Below are 18,423 nucleotides of genomic sequence, written 5' to 3' on the forward strand. Positions count from 1 at the left end.
GGTCGTGCCGCGCGATGCGGCACCGCCGGAGGGTCGAGCCCTCAATACGTCTTGTACGGCAGGAACTTCCCGCTCATCACGATGCTGACGCGGTCGCCCTTGGGATCGGGTTCGCGCTGCAGGTCCATGCGGAAGTCGATCGCGCTCATGATGCCGTCGCCGAACTCCTCGTGGATCAGCTCCTTGAACGTGGTGCCGTAGACGCTGATCAGCTCGTAGAAGCGGTAGATCAGCGGATCGGTCGGGACCGAGGTCGGCAGGCTGCCCTTGTACGGGACGACCTTGAGCCACTGCGTCTCCGCCTCGGTGAGGTCGAAGAGGCCTGCCAGCGTCGCGGCCTGGGCGTCGTCGAAGGTCATCTGGCCGAGGCATCCGGCCGTGACCCACTCCTTGCTGAGGCCGACCGCCTCGGCCACGTCGGACCACTTCAGGCCCTTGGCCACCTTGGTGGCGATGATCTTTTCGGTGACGTCGAGTCGGCTCATGGGAAGCTCCTGGGAGGGGTGAGGGGATGGCTGCGCTCCACCAGGAAGTCCATCAGGTGGTTGCGCATCGGGTAGTACTGGGGATCGTGGTGCAGCGTGGCGCGCTGGCGCGAGCGGGGCATCGTGTTCACGACGATCTCCGCGACCTGCGCGTGCGGGCCGTTCGACATCAGCATCACGCGGTCGGCGAGCAGCAGGGCTTCGTCGACGTCGTGCGTGATCATGAAGACCGTCTGCCGCGTCGCGGCGCAGATCTTCAGCAGTTCGTCCTGGATGGTGCCGCGCGTGAGTGCGTCCAGCGCGCCGAAAGGCTCGTCGAGCAGCAGCATCCGCGGCTCGATCGCGAAGGCGCGGGCGATGCCGACGCGCTGCTTCATGCCGCCGGAGAGCTGGCTCGGCTTCTTGTCGAGCGCCGGCGTCAGGCTGACCAGGGCGACGTACTTGCGGACCTGCTCGTCGACCTGGGCCTTCGACCAGTCCGGCCACTTGCTGCGAACGGCGAAGGCGATGTTCTGCCGCACCGTCAGCCAGGGCATCAACGCGTGGCCCTGGAAGACGACGCCGCGATCGAGACCCGGTCCGACGACCTCGCGGCCATCGACAATGACGTGGCCTTCGCTGGCCGGTTCCAGACCCGCCAGCGTGTTGAGGATCGTCGTCTTGCCGCAGCCGCTGTGGCCGACGATGCAGACGAACTCGCCCTGGCGCAGCGTGAAGTTCACGTCCTCGAAGATGGTGGTGTCGCCGTAGCGCTTGGCCAGGCCTTCGACGCGGACCAGCACGGGCGCTGTCTCAGGCATGGCGTCGACCGCCGCCGCCGCGCCCTGTTCCAGCGGATCAATCCGCATAGGTCACCGCCTTCTGCGCGCGGGCGAACAGACCGTCCAGCGCCATGCCCACCAGCCCGATCACGAGGATGGCGAAGACCACGTTGGGCAGGCTGAGGTTGTTCCACTCGTTCCAGACGAAGTAGCCGATGCCGGTGCCGCCGACCAGCATCTCCGCCGCGACGATCACCAGCCAAGCGATGCCCATGCTGATGCGCATGCCGGTGAGGATGGTCGGCGCGGCGGCGGGGAGGATGACTTCGATCGCGCGGCGCAGCGGTCGGACTTCCAGCGTGCGGGCGACGTTGAGCCACTCCTTGCGCACGCCGGCGACGCCGAAGGCCGTGTTGATCAGCATCGGCCAGACGCTGCAGATGAAGATCACGAAGATGCCGCTCGCGGCCGAGTCCTTGATCGTGTAGAGCGCCAGCGGCATCCACGCCAGCGGCGAGATCGGCTTGAGGACCTGGATGAAGGGATCGAGCGCGCGATGGACGAGCGGGCTCATCCCGATCGCGAAGCCCAGCGGGATCGCGACGAGCGCCGCGAGCAGGTAGCCCAGCGCGACCCGGCCCAGCGAGTACGCGAGCTGCAGGCCGATGCCCTTGTCGTTGGGGCCCTTGTCGTAGAACGGATCGGCGAGGTGGTGGACGACGGTTGAGCCCATCTGCGCGAGCGTCGGGAAGCCGCTCTTGGTCGCCACCGATGAGGCGCTCCCGCCTGCGTCGGCGGGCACGGGCTTGCCCATGAGCTTCGCGTATTCGATCTGCTCGGGCGTCATCGTCGGTGCCGCGGCGTTGGTCGCGGACGAGGCAGTACCGGCGTTCATCGTCGCCAGATGCCAGATGCCCAGCAGCAACCCGAGGAGCAGCAGTGAGAGCAGGGCGGCACGCGCGTTCAGCGATGTGAGCGAGGTCATCGGCGACTCCCGCTCACGCGCGCTTGATCGCGAAGCCGGCCACGTAGGCATCGGGCTGCGCGGGATCAAAGGTCTTGCCCATGACGCTGAACTTCGGATACGCGCCGTCCGGCACGGCCTGGTCGAGCGCCTTCATCTGCTTCTTCGCATCGGTGAGCAGGAAAACCTTCTCCGCGATCTGCCTGTAGTTCACGTCGCCCTTCAGGTAGCCCCAGCGCTTCATCTGCGTGAGCATCCATACGGCCATGCTCTGCCAGGGGATCGGATCGAAGTCCGCGCGGTCTGGCACCACGCGCACATTGCCCAACCCATCGGCGAACTTGCCGGTGAGCACCTGCGCGATCACCGTCTCCGGCTGGTTGAGGTAGGCCTGCGGCGCGATGACCTTGGCGATGAGCTCGCGGTTGCGCGCCTCGCGTGCCATCGCGGCGGACGTCAGCACCGCGCGGTACAGCGCGGCGAAGGTGTTGGGGTGCTTCTGGATGAACTCGGTGCTGGTGCCGAAGGCGCAGCAGGGGTGGCCGTTCCACAGGTCCTTCGAGAGGATGTGGATGAAGCCGACCTCCTCGAACACGGCGCGCTGGTTGAACGGATCCGGGCCGAGGAAACCATCGATGTTCCCGGCGCGCAGGTTGGCCACCATCTCCGGCGGCGGCACGACGCGGATCTGGATGTCGCGGTCGGGATCGAGGCCCGCTTCCGCCACGTAGTAGCGCAGCAGGAAGTTGTGCATCGAGTACTCGAAGGGCACCGCGAACTTGAAGCCCTTCCACGACTTCGGATCGCGCTTGTCCTTGTGCTTCATCGCCAGGGTGATCGCCTGGCCGTTGGTGTTCTGGATCGTCGCCACGTTCATCGGCGTGGCGGTCGCGCCCAGGCCCAGGCTGATGGCCAGCGGCATCGGGCTCAGGAAGTGCGTGGCGTCGTACTCCTTGTTGATCATCTTGTCGCGGATCAGCGCCCAGCCGGCGGTCTTCACGACCTCGACGTTCAGCCCCTGTTTCGCGTAGAAACCCAGCGGGTGCGCCATGATCAGCGGCGTCGCGCAGGTGATGGGGATGAAGCCGATCTTGAGGTCCTTCTTCTCCAGCGCGCCGCGCTCCTGCGCCATCGCCTGCAGCGGCGCGATCGGCAGCACGCTGCTGATGGCGGCCATCGCGCCGCCGCGACCGACCGCGCGCAGGAAACGACGCCGCAGCGCGTCCTGCGGGAACAGCGCCTTCACCAGCGCAGCTTCGACGAACTGGTTGGACTCGCGCTCGATGTCCGCCGTGTCCATCGCATCGGCGCGCTGACGCAGCATCGCGGCGGCGCGGTCGCGGTCCAGCTCGCGGGTGTGCTCGGCCTCGCTGCCGTGGCGGCCGCAGGCGCAACGCATCAGCAGCGGGCGATCAGCGTCGTAAGGGTCGTGGCGGAAGTCGCTCATCGCTGCTTTCCAGGTCGGTGGACGGAGGACTCCACTCTAGGAAAACGCGTTCGATCGCGGCATCGTGCGCGCTGTGGTTCTCTTGTAGGGGGTGCACTACAAGCGGCGCAGTCGCCTTCGACGTCCACTTCGTTCGGCCAAGCGCGGGCTCTCCACGGGGCATGGGGCACCCCTCCAGGGACCCCAAGCCCCATTCCGGCCCCACGGTCACTCGCTGACCCCGTCCGTCTTCTGGGCCGAGGTCAGGGGGAGAGCAGTTCGCGCCTCACGGCAAAGAGCGTCAGCTCCACGTCGTTGCGGACGCCGGTCTTCTCTAGGATGCGGGCGCGGTAGGTCGACACGGTGTTGGAGGACAGGACGAGTTGCTCGGCGATCTCGCCAACGCTGCGTCCGGCCACCAGCATTTGGAAGACCTGGTGCTCGCGGTGCGAGAGCACCTCATGCAACGGCACGGCGTCGTCCGCCGCGAAGCCGTCGCCGATGGCGGCAGCCAGATGTTCGGCGACGCTCGGCGTGATGAAACGGCGTCCCTTGGCGACGGTGCGCACGGCGTCGATCATCTGCTCGCTGTCGGCGCTCTTGTTGAGGTAGCCGGCGGCGCCCAGCTTGAGACTGCGCACCGCGTACTGCCGGTCCGGATAAGTGGAGAGCATCAGCACGGGCAGCTTGGGGAACTCGCTCCGGAGCGCCTTGAGGATGTCGAGCCCGTCGCGTTGCGGCATGGCGATGTCCAGCAGCACGACGTCGGGTCCAGACCCGGCGGCGACGCCCGCGCGGACCTGCTGGATCGCTTCGGGACCGTTGGCCGCTTCACCCATCACGCGCAGGTCGCTGGCCTCGGCGAGGATCTGCTTGATGCCCTCGCGGACGATGCGATGGTCGTCGCAGATCAACACACGGATCGTCATGACGGAGTTCCTTCCCGCCGCGTGTCCGACGGCGTTGCGTCATCGAGCGAACCTCCTTCAAGCGGCATGACCAGCCGCACCGTCGTGCCGCGCCCCGGCGCGCTGGCGATGCCGAGCCGGCCGCCGAATTGCGCCGCGCGCTCGCGCATGCCGAGCACGCCGTAGCTGCGTGCGTCGTTGAGCGCCTCGTCGGGCGCGCCGATGCCGTCGTCGCTGACCTGCAGGTAGAGCACCGGCTGCGGCGGCGCGTCGACGTCGATGCGGATGTCCACGTGCGAGGCCTGCGCGTGGCGGGCGATGTTGGAGAGCACCTCCTGGAAGATCCGGAAGACGGCGATCGCCAGGCCGCCCTCGGGCGACACGACGTCGGCGGCGACGAAGATGCGGAAGCGCACCTCGCGCTCGTCGCTGCCGGCGAGCTGGAACTCCTGGGCCTGCCACTCCAGCGCGGCCCACAAGCCCTGGTGATCGAGGATGCTGGGGCGGAGGTCGGTGATGATGCGGCCGACGGCGTCCACGGCGGTGTCCACGAGGCCGCCCATGCGGTGGCACTTCGCCACCATCGCGGCGCGCTGGGCCTCGTCGCCGACGCGGCGCTCGAGCCAGTTGACGTCCATCTTCAGCGCGACGAGCAGCGAGCCGAGTTCATCATGGATCTCGCGTGCGATGCGCTTGCGCTCGGTCTCGCGCACGGCCTCGAGGTGATGCGCGAGTTCGCGCAGTTGCGTGGTCCGCTCCGCGACGCGGCGTTCGAGCTGGTCGTGACTGGCGCGCAGCAGCTCCTCGGCGTGTTTGCGCTTGGAGATGTCGACGAAGGTGACCACGGCGCCCTGGACGTGGCCGTGCTCGAAGAGCGGGTAGCTGGAGTACTCGGCGGGGAAGGCGCTGCCGTCGGCGCGCCAGAGCACCTCGTCGTCGATGCGGCAGGGGTCGCCGCGGCGGAAGGCGTTGAAGATCGGGCAGTCGCATTCGCGGTAGCCGCTGCCGTCGCCATGCGAGTGGTGGATCAGCGCATGCATGTTGCGGCCGAGCACCTCGTCGGTGCGCCAGCCCAGCGTGTCGCAGGCGGCGCGGTTCACGAAGGTGCATCGCCCGTCCATGTCGATACCGAAGATGCCCTCTCCGGTGCTTTCCAGCAGCAGCGCGAGGCGGCGCGCGGCCTCGTCGGGCGAGGCCTGGTCGTCGACCGCGTTGGCGGTCGCTGCGGGAGCGGGCAGGGCGGTCGGCGGGAACATGCCCCGCTGGTGTGCAAGGGATGTGCCATGCCGGCGCGCCGCTGCCATCGTTGGCGTTGCCGACCGCGCAGCCTCTGCGTCGCGCTCGTGCTCTTGCGCCCGCTGGAGCGTTCCTTCGGCATCGCGTGGGCGCTGGTGATTTCCAGCCTCGTCTTTGGTCTGGCCCATTTGGGCAATGCGGGCGCGACGCCATTGATCGGAGCCCTGCTCGGGTTGGAGCTCGGTCTGCTGTTTGGCGCGGCCTACCTGCTGACCCGGCGGATATGGATGTGCACCGCACTGCACTTCGCCTGGAACTTCGTGCAGGGAGCCGTGTTTTCAATCGCGGTCTCTGGTCAGTCGGGGGAGTCGTGGCTCCACGGCACACTGACTGGACCGGTCTGGCTGTCCGGCGGCGTCTTTGGCGCCGAAGGCTCCGTCGTGTCGGTCGTCCTCTGCCTGGCCATGACAGGCGTCTTGCTGGTGCTCGCGCACCGGCGCGGACGATTCAGCACCACGGCTACCCCATGATCGATTCGGCAGTCGGCAACCGAGGTAGTCGCGGTTGGGCAGTGCCTCCTCCCACTTCATCTCCTCTTTCGCCTTTACTGCAAGCAAGCGGATCGCAATCCAGGGGGCGCCTGTGAAGACCTGCTTGTCTCCTCATTCAGGCTTGAAGCCTGAGCGCCTCAGAGCTTCGGAACCCTGAGCGACGTCGGCAGCGATGAACTTCCTGAACTGCTCGCTGCCTTCCGACAGCGCATCGATGCCGATTGCCGCGTAGGCGCCGTTGCGTCCCAACTCCGACGACTGCAGCTGTCCAATCTGTCGCCGGACGTTCAGCCGTTCTTGGGCGCCGTGATCACCCCGGCGTCCTGCAGCGCCTTGATGAGGCTTTCGCCGAACTTCCTGCGCTTTTCCTTCTTGCTCTCTTCCTGCGCCTCTGCGCTGATCCCGTCACCGCCAGACCTCAGAGCGACATGGCCCTTCCAAAGCGTTTGGCCGGTCGCCACTTCCTGGATCTCAGCATTCCAGAAGAACTCGATTAGTCTGGACAGGCTGGCTTGGGCCTGCTCCATCTTGACGAACAGGACGTGGCTGGGTCGAAGGGCACCCGGTGTCGCAGGGAACTGTTCGGACAGCATCAGGGTGAGCCCCGGGATTCCGCGTGCCTCCATGGCCTCCTTGGTGCCCAAGCGCATCTCGCGCATGGACAGGTGCAGTTCCGCCGTGGCGCGCCTTGCCATCTGGTCGCCGATGGATCCGCTTCCATCGGCCTCCTTCAACTGTGTCTGATTGACAAAGACCACATCTACGGACTTGAACGGGACCCGCTCGCCGGGCGCTGCAATTCGCTGTCCCGACAATTCATTGGTGGCGCAAGCGGCCAGGCCGAGTGCGACAGCGACGACTGCCGCGGACATGAGACGTCGGATCATCCGCACAGCTCCAGGTTTTTGTTGAATGGCAACAATTTTGCGGGCCCGAGCGTCATGACGAAGCTTTGCCTTAAAGGGGCCGGCCCACTGCCTGTAGTTGGACTGTCACGCGGCGAGTGGCTTCTCCCCGGGCAGTGCGCCGTCAGAGAGGCTCCCGTGTACCAACGTCGGACGCCAAGCGCTCGTTGGGAACGCTGCGCAGCAGGGCCCTTTCCTCGATGACGCGCCGACACCGCCAGAACGCTCCCAATGACCACAGCAGCGTCACGCCGCCGCCCAGTGCCTTCAGCACCTGCATCCCCGCCACTGGTTCCGAGGGCAGCCTCATCCAGGTCAGGATGCTGATGACGGCCAACAGCAGGGCCATCAACAACGCAGATTGAAAGGAGGGCAGAACGAGCTCGCCGGTCGTGTGGTTCTGCCATCCGACGATGGAGCTCAGATCTCCGGGCTTTCGGCACAGGGCCGTGAGCCGGTGCCCTGCCTCGATGTGCGGAGCGCCCGGGACTTCCAGCCCGAAATAGGACTTCCCCTGCACGGTCAGGGACAGCCGGGTGCAGGGCTCCTGGCGCGGACGGCGCGGCACGCGTTCGACGTTGAAGACATCCTCCGGAGTGACGTTGATCAATTCCATAGACGCAAAGTGACAAGGGTGGGTGAATTGTCTTGCTACGGATGAGCGTCTTGCGCTGACGTCGTCAGGACGCCGGCAATGTGTCCCAAGGTCTTCAGCGCCCCCTCGACCTGCGCGTTGTCCGGATGCCCGAAATTGAGCCTCAGGTGATGCGTGAAACGACGATCGGCCGAGAACAGATGCCCAGGCGCGATGCTGATGTCATGCGACAGGGCGACCCGGTGCAGTTCCAGCGCGTCGATCCGGGCGGGCAACTCGACCCAGACGCAATAGCCGCCCTCCGGCTGCGTGACGCGGGTGCCTGACGGAAAGCACTTGGCGATGGTCCTCAGCACAGTCTGGCGGTTCGTGACGAGCGCTTGCCGGAGCTGCCGCAGGTGGCGGTCGTAGCTGCCCCGCCGGAGGTACTCGCTCAAGCCCTCCTGCATCGGCACCGGGGTGGCCAATGAACTCATGAGCTTGCGACGACTGACATCCCGGGCGAACCGGCCCGCGGCCGCCCAGCCGACGCGGAATCCGGGTGCCAGCGACTTCGAGAACGAACTGCAGTGCAGCACCATGCCGGTCCTGTCCCAGGCCTTCGCGGGCCGCGGTCGTGAGCCGAAATACAACTCACCGTAGACGTCGTCCTCGATGAGCGGAATCTCGCGTTCGGCGAGCAGCGCCACCAGCGCCGCCTTGGCGGCATCGGGCATCAGGCTGCCCAACGGGTTCTGGAAATTCGGCATCAGCCAGCACGCCTTGACGGGATGACGGTCGAGAACGGCCGCCAGCGCCGCCACGTCGACGCCGGTGCGCGCATGGGTGGCCACTTCGACCGCCTTGAGCCCGCGCCGCTCCAGCGCCTGCAAGGCGCCATAGAAGGTCGGCGACTCGATGGCGACGAGGTCCCCCGGCTTCGTGACCGCCTCCAGGCACAGGTTCAAGGCCTCCATCGCACCGTTGGTCACGACGATCTCGTCCGCGTCCACCTTGCACCCGGCGCCCAGGTAGCGCAGGCCGATCTGGCGCCGCAGTTCGGCGCTGCCCGGAGACAGGTCCTCGACCGTGCGCCACGGGTCCATGGCGCGCGCGGCCTTGCCCAGCGCCAGTGCCAACTTGTCCAGGGGGAACAGCGTCGGGCTCGGAAACGCCGAGCCCAGCGGCACCACGGTCCGGTTGCGCGACAGCTCGAGCACCTGGAACACCAACTCCGATACCTCGACGCTTCGCTCCTCGGCCAGCGGATCTGACGCGAGGGGCTCAGGATGCGGGATCGCCGCCCGGCTGACGAAGTAGCCGGACCGCGGCCGCGCCTCGATCAGGCCGCGGGCCTCCAGGAGGTAGTAGGCCTGGAACACGGTGGAAGGACTGACCCCGCGACCCTTGCTCGCTTCGCGGACCGAAGGCAGACGGTCGCCGGGCCGCAGTTGCCCCGCGGCGATGGACGCCGCCAGATCGTCGGCAAGGACTTCGTAGCGCTTCATGACGTGGGATGCTGATATCGCCCGTTCCGTGAAACGATGGCACTGTATCGGCAACGGTCAGTTCGCTTTGAATGTCCTCCCGGACGCCGGTCTGATCTGGTGTTTTTACAAGAATCTGAATCTGTACTTTTGATGTCGCCGGGAGCACAGTGGCAACCCGGAAGGAAGTTCAAAAATCATGGAATGGATCCCCACGGTCTTCATCGCGTTCAAGGCCAGCGTGCTGTGCATCGGCATGTTCTTCGCCATCAAGTGGCACTACGACCGAGCGAGGAAGGAGCAGGGGGCGGACAACCAGCGCGCGGTGCTCCGCACCAGCGCCATCGTCGCCGCTGTCTTCGTGCTGTTGGTCGTCGGCCTGGTGGTCCTGACGCTCAGCCTGGGCACGAGGCTCGGCCTGGATTTGACCGTCCCATGACCCGGTCGCTCAGACCTTCTGCATCGCGAGCATGAAGTTCACTCCGGTCCAACCATAGAGTCGGAAGGTCCGGGTGACCGGGTTGTAGCGCAGGCCCTTCTCCTCCCTGAGAGCCAGGCCGGCCGCGGCCGCCATCGCCTTCAACTCCGCCGGCTTGATGAACTTGGCGTAGTCGTGCGTGCCGCGCGGCAGCACCTTGAGCACCCGCTCGGCGCTGAAGATGGCGACCAGCCAGCTCAGTGGCGATCGGTTGATCGTGGAGAAGAACACCCATCCGCCCGGCTTCACCAGCGCCGAGCAGGCGGCCACGACCTGCGCGGGATCCGGGACGTGCTCGAGCATCTCCATGCACGTCACCACGTCGAAGGTGCCCGGACATTCGGCAGCAAGCTCCTCGGCAGCGACATGACGTTAGGCGACGGAGGCCTTGCTCTGCGCCGCATGGAGCATGGCGACTTTCAGCCCCTTGTCCGCGCGGTCGATGCCGAGCACGTCCGCGCCGCGCTGTGCCATCGATTCGGTCAGGATGCCGTCGCCGCAGCCGACGTCCAGGACGCGTTTGTCCCGCAGCGAGACCAGCCGATCGATCCATTCGAGCCGATGCGGATTGATCGCGTGGTCCCGCCAGCGGGAGGCCAGCGCCTGGAACTTGGCGAGCTCGGCGGCATCGACATTGGTGTGCGTTGCCATCCTGTTTTCCTTGCTTGAGCGATTTACCACCGACGTTGGCGGCGGTCCACGAGGCGCCTGGCGAGGCGTGGTCGCTGGAGCGCATGGCCGAGCGTGCGGGCATGTCGCGCAGCGCGTTCGCGGCGCGCTTCCGCGAACTGGTGGGGCAGGCGCCGGCGGCGTACCTCGCCGACTGGCGATTGAGTCTGGCGCAGGAGCAACTGCGGCTGGGCCGCTCGATCAAGCAGATCGCCGATCAGCTCGGCTACGCGAATGCTTCGGCGCTGTCGCGCGCCTTCACGCAGCGGGTGGGAAGGTCGCCGAGGGCATGGCGGCAGTCGCTGGCAGAGCAGGTCGATCCGATCGCGTCATGAGCTGGCGCGATCGCTGACAAGCGACCAGATGCATTCCGCTAGGCTATCGGGCATGGAACTGCAGACGCTCATCGACACGGTGCATGAAGACCTTGATGCCTGCTTGAGGTCGGTGTCACTGGACGACGCGGGCGGTCTTCGTCTGCAAATTGAATACGACCGTCTTGTTCTGCCGGAAGGACCGCAGCGCTTCGAGCTCAGATGTTTGCAGCCCAAGGAATTCAATGTCGCCGTGGGTCATTTCGGATCGATCAATCAGTCCAAGGACCATGTCCTGCTCTTGGACCATCAGGGACCGCAGTCGCAATTGTTCTTTTCCTCCGCCCCAGCGTCGCCGGAACAGGTGTTCTATCTCGCCCACGCGGTGCTCTCAAAGGAGTTGCGTGGCTGGAGAGATCCCGCGACCTATCTGAACGGCTCACCCGAGGTGCTGCGCGGTCACTTGACCGGAGGCTACGGACTGTTGGCCCGGGGGCCCCACGCCGCGATGCAGGCCGTGGCGGCGGCTGTCAGTCCTCTCCTGACCGTTCGCACGGTGGCATCACATTCGCTGCCAGGCACAGAGATGGTCCTGACGCTCGACCGCAAGTTCGTGATCTGCGAAGCGGTGGAAATCCTGCTCGGCGACCGTTGATCATGTCGAGGCAGCAGAACGTCCAGCAGCAAATTCGCTCGCGGAGTTCTGGATCCGGGACATCGCGAATCATCGGCGCGCGACCCCGTGGCCGGTGGCATTGCGTCAGGTGGCGCAAGAGCGCGGCGTGGACTGCGATCGGGCGGTCGTGATCCGCTTTGAGATCGACTTCCCCGGCATGCCTCGCGTATTCGGTCAACTGCTCACTTCGGAGGCCCGCTTCATCCGCTTCGAGATGGAGACGGATGCGCGGCACCTCGTTGTCGAGGGCGGGGTCGAATGGAGCGACGTGACGGACGAGCAGAACCTGTCGTCGCACAACAGGGGATTCGGCGCAGGCGCCGGTGCGATCGCGCTGAGGGTGCTGGAGGAGTTGAACGCCGGGACGATCTGATGCGGGTGCTGGACGTTCAGTGGCATTCGCCGTGCAGCGGTCTTCCACACTGGGCCATCGACAACTCCCCCGATGTGGACCCCATGAAGATCGCCGTGTTCGACACCTACGTCACCCTTCCGGACGGCCGCCTGATGCATTTCGACATCCTCGTTCCTGGCGCGTCTCGCGAGCAGGAGCAGGTGCTGACCTTCGGCCGCAGGTATCTCGCAGCTCGAGGCTTGCCCGCCCATCAGCTGTCGGCCGAAGAGTGCCGTTTCTGCCACATGGAAATCGCGCCGGAGCCGGTCGTCGAGGAGATCGCGCGCGAGGGCTTCGCGATCATCGAGTTGGCCAACTGCGAGTGAGAACCGCATCGGTCCGATGTGTTTCGTCGCTCTGTCGAAACACCGGTTCACGCATTGCCGACTCTAACAGGCATGTCGGCGCGATCTAAACTGCGAAACTTGTTAGGGCGAACTACTAAAATTGCGCGACGGAAGCTGGCTGCATTTGGGCATTCAGGGAGGATGGGTCGCCACTCTGACGTCGGATACCGTGACTGAAGAATTTCCGGTCCCCCAACTGCCCAAGCAACTTCCCCCAATATAGGACGTGCCACCTCCGGCGCCCCAACTGGTCCCACCGCCGCCGCCAGAAGACCCCGATGAATTTACTGGAGGTGGGCGAGATTCTTGATTGCAGGAGTTGGTGACGTTGGCGCTATTTGCGTCAGCTTTCCTTACTTCTTGATTGTAGCGTGTGCCCAGTTCAATTGCTTCTGGGTCTCCAGCATTGTCGCCAAGTCCGGTTAGCGCGGCGGACGCCATGCCGGAAATTAATGCGCCAACATTGCCGCTACCGTTGGGCGCAATATCAAATGCTGAGATTCTTAGGCTGAAATCGTTGGGAGTTACTGCCGTCACGCTGACGTACGACGAATTTTCTGCGCCCACAGGAATGACGCAGTTGTAGGTGTTGGGTTCGGATGCAAAGTAATTCTGATTCCAAGATCGCTGCCTTGTCTATACCAAAGCAGGTCTTCTATTTGAAATCCGGATATTTCCATATGCTTTTCATCAATCCATCTGATGTTCAGTCCTTTAAGTCGTGCGTTAACTCCGAAATAGCCGCGGTGAATCTCATTGCTGGCTTTTTTGGTAATTATCAGTCCTGTCTCGGTGCTGGAGAATCCTCCGCAGCCGCCTGATTTGAGCTCGGCACGAAAGGTTCCGGCCGGAGACTCGAATGCAGAAGATGGTCCGTGGCTGCAGATCTTGCTGTCGCACGCGGAAAGTGATGCGGCGGCCAGCACCGCAAGTGCCGTAGTCGCAATGGCGCGACGAACAACGTCGCAGGTCAGTCGTTTAAACATACATTTCCCCCTTTGGCTGTTTTAGCAGTTCACATTTCCTTAGCGCTACAACGTAACCCCCATACTCGACGACACTTGAGAGGGGACTTCACCCGAAAGGGTGGCGCCTTTTGGTGTGGCGAGTGAGAAGTGGTCGTATCGCTCAAGTCCAGACCGACATGCCGATCAAACTACTCCAATATCAATGACCACCTCCTGGGCTGCATGCTCCGTCCTGCTCTCGGACGCCGACCAGATCGCCAGGCACGCCTGCTATCGCGAAGAAGACGCGCATCGCCGCGCGGGCTACGCGGACTGGCTGATACCGCGCATTGAGGCTGGCAAATACGTCGGCCTGCTCGCGATCCACGACGGCGCGGTCATCGGCGGCGCCGGTGTCGTCCTGCTGGACTGGGGCCCAACGCGCGGCAATCCCGGCGGGCTCATGGGACGCGTTGCGAATGTCTTCGTAGAGCCGCAGCATCGCGGTCAGGGCATCGCCCGCTCCCTCGTTGCCAACGTGATGGCGCACTGCGAGGCGCTGGGCGTGCGCGAGTTCAACCTCGGCGCCACGCCGGAAGGGCGCGCGCTCTACCAGTCGCTGGGCTTCGTCGACTATCCCGCCGAGATGCGCCGTCGCGTCTGACCGGCCCCCTCAGGCCTTCTGCATCGCGAGCATGAAGTTCACTCCGGTCCAACCATAGAGTCGGAAGGTCCGGGTGACCGGGTTGTAGCGCAGGCCCTTCTCCTCCCTGAGAGCCAGGCCGGCCGCGGCCGCCATCGCCTTCAACTCCGCCGGCTTGATGAACTTGGCGTAGTCGTGCGTGCCGCGCGGCAGCACCTTGAGCACCCGCTCGGCGCCGAAGATGGCGACCAGCCAGCTCAGGGGCGATCGGTTGATCGTGGAGAAGAACACCCATCCGCCCGGCTTCACCAGCGCCGAGCAGGCGGCCACGACCTGCGCGGGATCCGGGACATGCTCGAGCATCTCCATGCAGGTCACCACATCGAAGCTGCCCCGGCGTTCGCTCGCGAGATCCTCGGCAGCGATATGGCGATAGGCCACCGAGGCCTTGCTCTGCGCCGCATGGAGCATGGCGACTTTCAGCCCCTTGTCCGCGAGGTCGATGCCGAGCACGTCCGCGCCGCGGTGCGCCATCGATTCGGCCAGGATGCCGCCGCCGCAGCCGACATCCAGGACGCGCTTGTCCCGCAGCGAGACCAGCCGATCGATCCATTCGAGCCGATGCGGATTGATCGCGTGCAGGGGCCAGAACTCCGACCCGGCGTCCCACCAGCGGGAGGCCAGCGCCTGGAACTTGGCGAGCTCGGCGGCATCGAAATTGGTGTGCGTTGCCATCATGTTTTCCTTGCTTGAGTGATTCACCACCGACGTTGGCGGCGGTTCCAGAGGTACAGGAGACGGGCGAAGGCAATGTAGGCCCACGACGTCAGGGTCCGAAGTCCGGGGAGGCCCAGCGGCTTGAGGAGCCAGCCCCCGCGGCGCTGCAGCGACCACGTGGTCAGCAGCGCCGGCGCGCCCACCTGCAGCTGGCCGTCGGCGTCGACGAGGTGCAGTCGCTCCCGCACGCTTTCCAGGTCGAGCCCCAGCGGCGCGAGGCGTTCCGGATGGCGGTGCACGTCCACCCACTCGACGCCGCGCTCGTCGATGCGCTCCCGCATGGCGCACACGCCCGCGTCGCAGACCGGGCAGGCGCTGTTGTAGTAGACGGTGTGGCGTCGCTCGGCCTCGTCAACGGCGGGCGACAGGGATGAGCGGGGATCTGTGGACATGCGAACTCCTGCGATGGGAGTCAGCATACCTTGTAATTAGCTAAATGGCTAAATAGCTAATTGACGAACGCTGTGGGCGGGGCGGCTAAGATGCGCCGATGGATAAAGTCTTCGAAGCGCTGGCGTCGACGCCGCGGCGCAAGATCCTGGCCTTCCTCTCCGAGACGGAACTCTCGGCGGGCGACATCGCGAGCCGCTTCGAGATGACGAAGCCGTCCTTGTCCAAGCACCTCAAGATCCTCGAGGCCGCCGGCTTGGTGAAGGCCGAGAAGCGCGGCCAGTTCGTCTTCTACAGCCTGCAGAAGGACAGCCTGGCCAACACCCTCACGAGCTTCGTGCAGCAGGTCTGTCCGGTCTCCACGAAGCTGCGCAAGGAAAGCAAGGCCATCGCCGCCGCGAAGACCTCGCGCCGGAGCGCCTGAACGCGCTCAGCGCTTCGCCTTGCCCTTCTCGATGTCCATCTTGCTGTCCGGATCCAGCGTGCGGACCAGGTAGCGGGTGCGGGCGTCGAAGGCGCCGCGGGCGATGACGACGCCGGGGTTCTCCGCGTGATAGACCGCCGCCTCGAGGATCACCGGATCCTTCGACGGCGCGATCAGCCAACCGCCCGGCTCGACCTTGGGCAGGGGCTTGCACGGCATCGGGCCGGTGTGCTCCGCGATGCCCTTCTCGGGATACCAGATCACGCACTGGCCGCTCTTGAGCGGCAGCAGCGGCGCCGGGATGCGGTTCTTGGCCGTCACGTTGAAGTAGGAGTTGTCCTGGCCGGGCGCGGCGCGGCCGACGTCCCGCGCGGGATCGGAGGCCTTGCCGACGGATTGCGCCGCGGCACCGAGGCCGGTGAGCAGGGCGGCCGCGCCGACGAGGGCGACGGCGAGAGGGCGAATGGGCATGACGATCTCCTGTTGTGATGGCGGCCTCCTCCTGAGGCCCTCGCCGACAACAGGCAACCGGCATGCCAGCGCGACGATGCCCGACGGTCCGCACACCTGGACATGTCACCCCCGGCCGGAGCGCCTTCATCAATGATTGATGAAGGCCAGAAGCCGCCGGAGCTGCTCCGTGAGTTCCCCGATCACCACGCCCGTCAGCGTGCGGAACTCGAGGATCGGGAAATCGCCGGGATCGAGCTTCTTGCCATAGCTGCCGAGGGACTCCATCTGGGCCTTCTTCGCCTTCCCGCCCGGGAAGTGCTTCTTGGTCAGGCGGTCCACGCCCTTGTTGTAGCCGCCGAAGAAACCGACGGTCGGCAGGGCGTCGTCCACCCAGTCCTGGAGGGTGAGGTCGATGAGGTCCGGGGCGCCGCCGGCCACCGCTCCGGCGGGGAAGACCGGATCGCCGATCACGACACCTCCCGGCGGAAGGGCCGCGTTGATGGTCGCGAGCACGATCTGCCGCATGTCCGCCGGCGTCAGCGCCGCCTTGGTGGGGTTGGACAACTTCTTCAGCATGCGTGAGAAGTCGGTGCGCGCCAGATGCGCGCCTGCCGCCGACTTCGCGTAGGGCAGATGGCCCAGCTGCGATCGGGCCGTGACGGGAATGGTGGCCATGAGCGCCACGATCCCCGCGAGGTGGTCGCGCTCCGCCTGCGTGAGCGCATTGAGCGCCGCCGTCCCATTCACCGCGACCGCCGCATGCGGCCCCACCGCGAGACCCACGCCGCCCATCACCGGCTCGTACGGCGCCAGTGTTCCGCGCACCGCGTCATCGTCCGCATTGCCACCCACCGGGGCCAGCGTTGCCAGATAGTTCTGCGCCTGCGCGCCGTTCAGGTGGGCCAGCAGCTTGGCGGGGTCGACGCCGCCCGTCATCTGGAGCTGGCCGAAGATGTTGGCCACGCCGTTCCCCATGAATCGATATTCGTCCAACCTGCTGCCTCCCACGCCCCCGATCTGGTTCGCGCGCGTCCAGGCAGCGGCACCATTGGCGATGGCAGTGATCGCGGCGACCGCGCCCGGCGCCGTGTTGTTGACGAGGTTCAACACCGCGTTGGCATCGGTCTCATCGATCTCCTTGATGATCACCTCGAGTTGACTGGCGCCGTTGACGTCGATGTCGGCCGTCAACTGGAATCCGGGAAACTGCCGCAGCACGTAACCCTTCTCGTGGGGATGCGTACCGTTGCCGAAGAAGTTCCGACGCCGGGTGTTGATGTCGGTCATCTCGTACTCGAATCCCACCTTGCGCTGGATGGGCGCCGCCGTCCGGGGTTGGAAGCTGGCACCGAAGGTGGACCGCAGCGTGGCCCGCTGTGCCTGCATGACCGGCGACGCGTCGACGTACGCCTGCAGCGCGCCCTGACGGGTCGGTGCGCCCGATGGGGCCGCGTTCGTCGTCAACCCCGTCTTGCCAGGCTGGCGCTCGGCCGCCGGTAGCGTGTGCCCCGCCGATGTCGACTCCTGTGCGCGCATGCGCCCTCCGGGCGGCGTCCGGCCGCGAGCCTGCACGATAGGAAGCCGTCGTGCCGCAGTCCATCGGCATGCCGCTGAGTTTGGGAGGAGAAAGATCCGAGCCGTCCGCGCACCGGTCGGGCGCATGTCGGGCCCATGTCGGGTGCTCTCCGTCCCGACCTATCATCGTGCCCGCGCGACCGGCAGGGAGTGAACAGCCCGCGCGCCCACGACGACTTCGGAGCCGCCTGCAATGACGCCTCTCTCTCCGGCCCACGCTGCCACCCCTGGCGCCGCGACCTGCCACAACTGCGATCTCGCGCTCCAGCCCGGCGGGAGCTTCTGTCCCCACTGCGGCCAGGAGGCGCATCTGCATCCGGCCTCGATGCGCGAGTTCATCCACGAGTTCATCGGCCACTACGTCGCGCTCGAAGGGCCGTTGTGGCGGACCCTCTGGGCCATGCTCTTCCTGCCAGGGCGCCTGACCCGCGAGTACTTCATCGGACGGCGCCGGCGCTACGTGCAGCCATTGCGCCTGTACCTGAGCCTCAGCTTCGTGTTCTTCATCGCCGTGCATCTGCTGCCCGGCGATCACGGACTCCATGTCACGCGCGATGAGCAGGCCATCGCGCAGGCGCGACAAGGCAGCTGCGCCAGCGCCGGCAGCAATTGCAGCGGGTGGCAGCGTCGCCTCGACGGCATCGGCGAGCGTCTGGCCAACGGCGCCTCCGCCGCCCAGGCGCAGAAGCGCATGGACAAGCTCGCCCCCTACGCGATGCTGCTGATGCAGCCGGTCTTCGCCGGCCTGCTGGCGTTGGTCTTCCTGCGGCGCCGGATGAAATACGCCGAGCACTTCGTCTTCGCGCTGCACCTGCACGCCTGCTGGTTCGCCGCCTACCTGCTCGCGATCGTGGTGCCGGCCGCCTCGGCGGTCATCGTCGCGCTGGTGCTGCTGCACGGCGTCATCGCGCTGCGGACCGTCTACCGCACGAGCTGGTGGGGCGGGATCTGGCGCGGCGGCGTGCTCGCCGTTCTCTATCTCCCGCTGTTGCTGGCGGGCATCGTCGCGCTGGTGGTCGGCGCGGCGATGGTGAGCTGA

23 protein-coding genes and 1 pseudogene are annotated in these 18,423 nt (G+C 65.9%); 9 read left to right on the plus strand and 15 right to left on the minus strand.

All coding sequences use genetic code 11. The features are described 5' to 3' along the window. Window positions 1–41: 41 nt before the first annotated feature. From cynS to AC07O8_RS17565, 6 genes are all read right to left on the minus strand, one after another. Entirely contained in the window at window positions 42–485 is a 444-nt protein-coding gene (gene cynS / locus AC07O8_RS17540; RefSeq protein WP_377153793.1) for a cyanase, read from the minus strand. Next, window positions 482–1,285, minus strand: coding sequence for an ABC transporter ATP-binding protein (locus AC07O8_RS17545; protein WP_495049477.1), 804 nt, complete (start codon window positions 1,283–1,285; stop codon window positions 482–484). The genes cynS and AC07O8_RS17545 overlap by 4 nt, the downstream gene beginning before the upstream one ends. A gap of 37 nt (window positions 1,286–1,322) precedes the next feature. Continuing rightward, window positions 1,323–2,231, minus strand: a complete 909-nt coding sequence (gene ntrB, locus AC07O8_RS17550; RefSeq protein WP_495049260.1) for a nitrate ABC transporter permease — start codon at window positions 2,229–2,231, stop codon at window positions 1,323–1,325. Between the two features lie 13 nt (window positions 2,232–2,244). Continuing rightward, window positions 2,245–3,657, minus strand: coding sequence for a CmpA/NrtA family ABC transporter substrate-binding protein (locus tag AC07O8_RS17555; RefSeq protein ID WP_495049261.1), 1,413 nt, complete (start codon window positions 3,655–3,657; stop codon window positions 2,245–2,247). 242 nt (window positions 3,658–3,899) lie between these two features. Continuing rightward, window positions 3,900–4,565 carry a response regulator gene (locus tag AC07O8_RS17560; protein ID WP_495049262.1) on the minus strand — a complete coding sequence of 222 codons (666 nt, stop codon included), beginning with the start codon at window positions 4,563–4,565 and terminating at the stop codon, window positions 3,900–3,902. After that, window positions 4,562–5,800 (minus strand): PAS domain-containing sensor histidine kinase, encoded by a 1,239-nt coding sequence (locus tag AC07O8_RS17565; protein WP_495049263.1) that lies wholly within the window; start codon window positions 5,798–5,800, stop codon window positions 4,562–4,564. Before AC07O8_RS17565 ends, AC07O8_RS17560 begins: the two co-directional genes overlap by 4 nt. A gap of 27 nt (window positions 5,801–5,827) precedes the next feature. Between AC07O8_RS17565 and AC07O8_RS17570 the strand changes: the two genes are divergently transcribed. Continuing rightward, window positions 5,828–6,310, plus strand: coding sequence for a CPBP family intramembrane glutamic endopeptidase (locus AC07O8_RS17570; RefSeq protein ID WP_495049264.1), 483 nt, complete (start codon window positions 5,828–5,830; stop codon window positions 6,308–6,310). Between the two features lie 308 nt (window positions 6,311–6,618). On the opposite strand, the gene AC07O8_RS17575 is transcribed toward AC07O8_RS17570, so the two are convergent. The 3 genes from AC07O8_RS17575 to AC07O8_RS17585 form a co-directional block, all read right to left on the minus strand. Further along, entirely contained in the window at window positions 6,619–7,218 is a 600-nt protein-coding gene (locus AC07O8_RS17575; RefSeq protein WP_495049265.1) for a hypothetical protein, read from the minus strand. A gap of 142 nt (window positions 7,219–7,360) precedes the next feature. Next, window positions 7,361–7,852, minus strand: a complete 492-nt coding sequence (locus AC07O8_RS17580; RefSeq protein ID WP_495049266.1) for a hypothetical protein — start codon at window positions 7,850–7,852, stop codon at window positions 7,361–7,363. A gap of 35 nt (window positions 7,853–7,887) precedes the next feature. Next, window positions 7,888–9,318, minus strand: coding sequence for an aminotransferase-like domain-containing protein (locus tag AC07O8_RS17585; RefSeq protein WP_495049267.1), 1,431 nt, complete (start codon window positions 9,316–9,318; stop codon window positions 7,888–7,890). A gap of 178 nt (window positions 9,319–9,496) precedes the next feature. Here AC07O8_RS17585 and AC07O8_RS17590 point away from each other — a divergent pair, with 178 nt between their 5' ends. Then, window positions 9,497–9,736, plus strand: a complete 240-nt coding sequence (locus tag AC07O8_RS17590; RefSeq protein WP_495049268.1) for a hypothetical protein — start codon at window positions 9,497–9,499, stop codon at window positions 9,734–9,736. Window positions 9,737–9,745: 9 nt separating this feature from the next. On the opposite strand, the pseudogene ubiG (AC07O8_RS17595) reads toward AC07O8_RS17590, so the two are convergent. Further along, a pseudogene (gene ubiG, locus AC07O8_RS17595) lies at window positions 9,746–10,426 on the minus strand (bifunctional 2-polyprenyl-6-hydroxyphenol methylase/3-demethylubiquinol 3-O-methyltransferase UbiG). Between the two features lie 35 nt (window positions 10,427–10,461). Between ubiG (AC07O8_RS17595) and AC07O8_RS17600 the strand changes: the two are divergent. The 4 genes from AC07O8_RS17600 to AC07O8_RS17615 all read left to right on the plus strand — a co-directional run bounded on the left by AC07O8_RS17600 (window position 10,462) and on the right by AC07O8_RS17615 (window position 12,154). Further along, a complete protein-coding gene (locus tag AC07O8_RS17600) occupies window positions 10,462–10,779 on the plus strand; it encodes a helix-turn-helix transcriptional regulator (RefSeq protein WP_495049269.1) in 318 nt (105 codons plus the stop codon). A 52-nt stretch (window positions 10,780–10,831) separates the two neighbouring features. After that, complete coding sequence (locus AC07O8_RS17605) at window positions 10,832–11,413, plus strand: hypothetical protein (RefSeq protein WP_495049270.1); 582 nt, start codon at window positions 10,832–10,834, stop codon at window positions 11,411–11,413. A gap of 94 nt (window positions 11,414–11,507) precedes the next feature. Beyond that, entirely contained in the window at window positions 11,508–11,807 is a 300-nt protein-coding gene (locus AC07O8_RS17610; RefSeq protein ID WP_495049271.1) for a hypothetical protein, read from the plus strand. Continuing rightward, entirely contained in the window at window positions 11,807–12,154 is a 348-nt protein-coding gene (locus AC07O8_RS17615) for a DUF2024 family protein (protein WP_495049272.1), read from the plus strand. Before AC07O8_RS17610 ends, AC07O8_RS17615 begins: the two co-directional genes overlap by 1 nt. A 554-nt stretch (window positions 12,155–12,708) precedes the next feature. On the opposite strand, the gene AC07O8_RS17620 is transcribed toward AC07O8_RS17615, so the two are convergent. Beyond that, window positions 12,709–13,161, minus strand: a complete 453-nt coding sequence (locus AC07O8_RS17620) for a hypothetical protein (RefSeq protein ID WP_495049273.1) — start codon at window positions 13,159–13,161, stop codon at window positions 12,709–12,711. Between the two features lie 184 nt (window positions 13,162–13,345). Between AC07O8_RS17620 and AC07O8_RS17625 the strand changes: the two genes are divergently transcribed. After that, complete coding sequence (locus tag AC07O8_RS17625; RefSeq protein WP_495049274.1) at window positions 13,346–13,786, plus strand: GNAT family N-acetyltransferase; 441 nt, start codon at window positions 13,346–13,348, stop codon at window positions 13,784–13,786. Between the two features lie 9 nt (window positions 13,787–13,795). On the opposite strand, the gene ubiG (AC07O8_RS17630) is transcribed toward AC07O8_RS17625, so the two are convergent. Together ubiG (AC07O8_RS17630) and AC07O8_RS17635 are read right to left on the minus strand one after the other, a co-directional pair. Further along, window positions 13,796–14,500, minus strand: coding sequence for a bifunctional 2-polyprenyl-6-hydroxyphenol methylase/3-demethylubiquinol 3-O-methyltransferase UbiG (gene ubiG / locus AC07O8_RS17630; protein WP_495049275.1), 705 nt, complete (start codon window positions 14,498–14,500; stop codon window positions 13,796–13,798). A 23-nt stretch (window positions 14,501–14,523) separates the two neighbouring features. Further along, window positions 14,524–14,934, minus strand: coding sequence for a thiol-disulfide oxidoreductase DCC family protein (locus tag AC07O8_RS17635; protein ID WP_495049276.1), 411 nt, complete (start codon window positions 14,932–14,934; stop codon window positions 14,524–14,526). 98 nt (window positions 14,935–15,032) lie between these two features. Between AC07O8_RS17635 and AC07O8_RS17640 the strand changes: the two genes are divergently transcribed. Continuing rightward, complete coding sequence (locus tag AC07O8_RS17640) at window positions 15,033–15,356, plus strand: metalloregulator ArsR/SmtB family transcription factor (RefSeq protein ID WP_495049277.1); 324 nt, start codon at window positions 15,033–15,035, stop codon at window positions 15,354–15,356. A gap of 6 nt (window positions 15,357–15,362) precedes the next feature. On the opposite strand, the gene AC07O8_RS17645 is transcribed toward AC07O8_RS17640, so the two are convergent. Next, window positions 15,363–15,827, minus strand: a complete 465-nt coding sequence (locus tag AC07O8_RS17645; protein ID WP_495049278.1) for a hypothetical protein — start codon at window positions 15,825–15,827, stop codon at window positions 15,363–15,365. Between the two features lie 129 nt (window positions 15,828–15,956). Then, on the minus strand, window positions 15,957–17,471 hold the full coding sequence (locus AC07O8_RS17650; protein ID WP_495049279.1) for a hypothetical protein: 1,515 nt from the start codon (window positions 17,469–17,471) through the stop codon (window positions 15,957–15,959). Between the two features lie 106 nt (window positions 17,472–17,577). Here AC07O8_RS17650 and AC07O8_RS17655 point away from each other — a divergent pair, with 106 nt between their 5' ends. Then, window positions 17,578–18,423 carry a DUF3667 domain-containing protein gene (locus AC07O8_RS17655; protein WP_495049280.1) on the plus strand — a complete coding sequence of 282 codons (846 nt, stop codon included), beginning with the start codon at window positions 17,578–17,580 and terminating at the stop codon, window positions 18,421–18,423.

The organism is Roseateles sp. GW821-FHT09G09, from assembly GCF_059415965.1.

What these genes read in the sequence shown, in the direction of transcription:
- cynS (WP_377153793.1), bottom strand. Translation starts at nt 485, where the DNA reads ATGAGCCGACTCGACGTCACCGAAAAGATCATCGCCACCAAGGTGGCC.
- AC07O8_RS17545 (WP_495049477.1), bottom strand. Translation starts at nt 1,285, where the DNA reads ATGCCTGAGACAGCGCCCGTGCTGGTCCGCGTCGAAGGCCTGGCCAAG.
- ntrB (WP_495049260.1), bottom strand. Translation starts at nt 2,231, where the DNA reads ATGACCTCGCTCACATCGCTGAACGCGCGTGCCGCCCTGCTCTCACTG.
- AC07O8_RS17555 (WP_495049261.1), bottom strand. Translation starts at nt 3,657, where the DNA reads ATGAGCGACTTCCGCCACGACCCTTACGACGCTGATCGCCCGCTGCTG.
- AC07O8_RS17560 (WP_495049262.1), bottom strand. Translation starts at nt 4,565, where the DNA reads ATGACGATCCGTGTGTTGATCTGCGACGACCATCGCATCGTCCGCGAG.
- AC07O8_RS17565 (WP_495049263.1), bottom strand. Translation starts at nt 5,800, where the DNA reads ATGTTCCCGCCGACCGCCCTGCCCGCTCCCGCAGCGACCGCCAACGCG.
- AC07O8_RS17570 (WP_495049264.1), top strand. Translation starts at nt 5,828, where the DNA reads ATGCCGGCGCGCCGCTGCCATCGTTGGCGTTGCCGACCGCGCAGCCTC.
- AC07O8_RS17575 (WP_495049265.1), bottom strand. Translation starts at nt 7,218, where the DNA reads ATGATCCGACGTCTCATGTCCGCGGCAGTCGTCGCTGTCGCACTCGGC.
- AC07O8_RS17580 (WP_495049266.1), bottom strand. Translation starts at nt 7,852, where the DNA reads ATGGAATTGATCAACGTCACTCCGGAGGATGTCTTCAACGTCGAACGC.
- AC07O8_RS17585 (WP_495049267.1), bottom strand. Translation starts at nt 9,318, where the DNA reads ATGAAGCGCTACGAAGTCCTTGCCGACGATCTGGCGGCGTCCATCGCC.
- AC07O8_RS17590 (WP_495049268.1), top strand. Translation starts at nt 9,497, where the DNA reads ATGGAATGGATCCCCACGGTCTTCATCGCGTTCAAGGCCAGCGTGCTG.
- AC07O8_RS17605 (WP_495049270.1), top strand. Translation starts at nt 10,832, where the DNA reads ATGGAACTGCAGACGCTCATCGACACGGTGCATGAAGACCTTGATGCC.
- AC07O8_RS17615 (WP_495049272.1), top strand. Translation starts at nt 11,807, where the DNA reads ATGCGGGTGCTGGACGTTCAGTGGCATTCGCCGTGCAGCGGTCTTCCA.
- AC07O8_RS17620 (WP_495049273.1), bottom strand. Translation starts at nt 13,161, where the DNA reads ATGTTTAAACGACTGACCTGCGACGTTGTTCGTCGCGCCATTGCGACT.
- AC07O8_RS17625 (WP_495049274.1), top strand. Translation starts at nt 13,346, where the DNA reads ATGACCACCTCCTGGGCTGCATGCTCCGTCCTGCTCTCGGACGCCGAC.
- ubiG (WP_495049275.1), bottom strand. Translation starts at nt 14,500, where the DNA reads ATGGCAACGCACACCAATTTCGATGCCGCCGAGCTCGCCAAGTTCCAG.
- AC07O8_RS17635 (WP_495049276.1), bottom strand. Translation starts at nt 14,934, where the DNA reads ATGTCCACAGATCCCCGCTCATCCCTGTCGCCCGCCGTTGACGAGGCC.
- AC07O8_RS17640 (WP_495049277.1), top strand. Translation starts at nt 15,033, where the DNA reads ATGGATAAAGTCTTCGAAGCGCTGGCGTCGACGCCGCGGCGCAAGATC.
- AC07O8_RS17645 (WP_495049278.1), bottom strand. Translation starts at nt 15,827, where the DNA reads ATGCCCATTCGCCCTCTCGCCGTCGCCCTCGTCGGCGCGGCCGCCCTG.
- AC07O8_RS17650 (WP_495049279.1), bottom strand. Translation starts at nt 17,471, where the DNA reads ATGCGCCCGACCGGTGCGCGGACGGCTCGGATCTTTCTCCTCCCAAAC.
- AC07O8_RS17655 (WP_495049280.1), top strand. Translation starts at nt 17,578, where the DNA reads ATGACGCCTCTCTCTCCGGCCCACGCTGCCACCCCTGGCGCCGCGACC.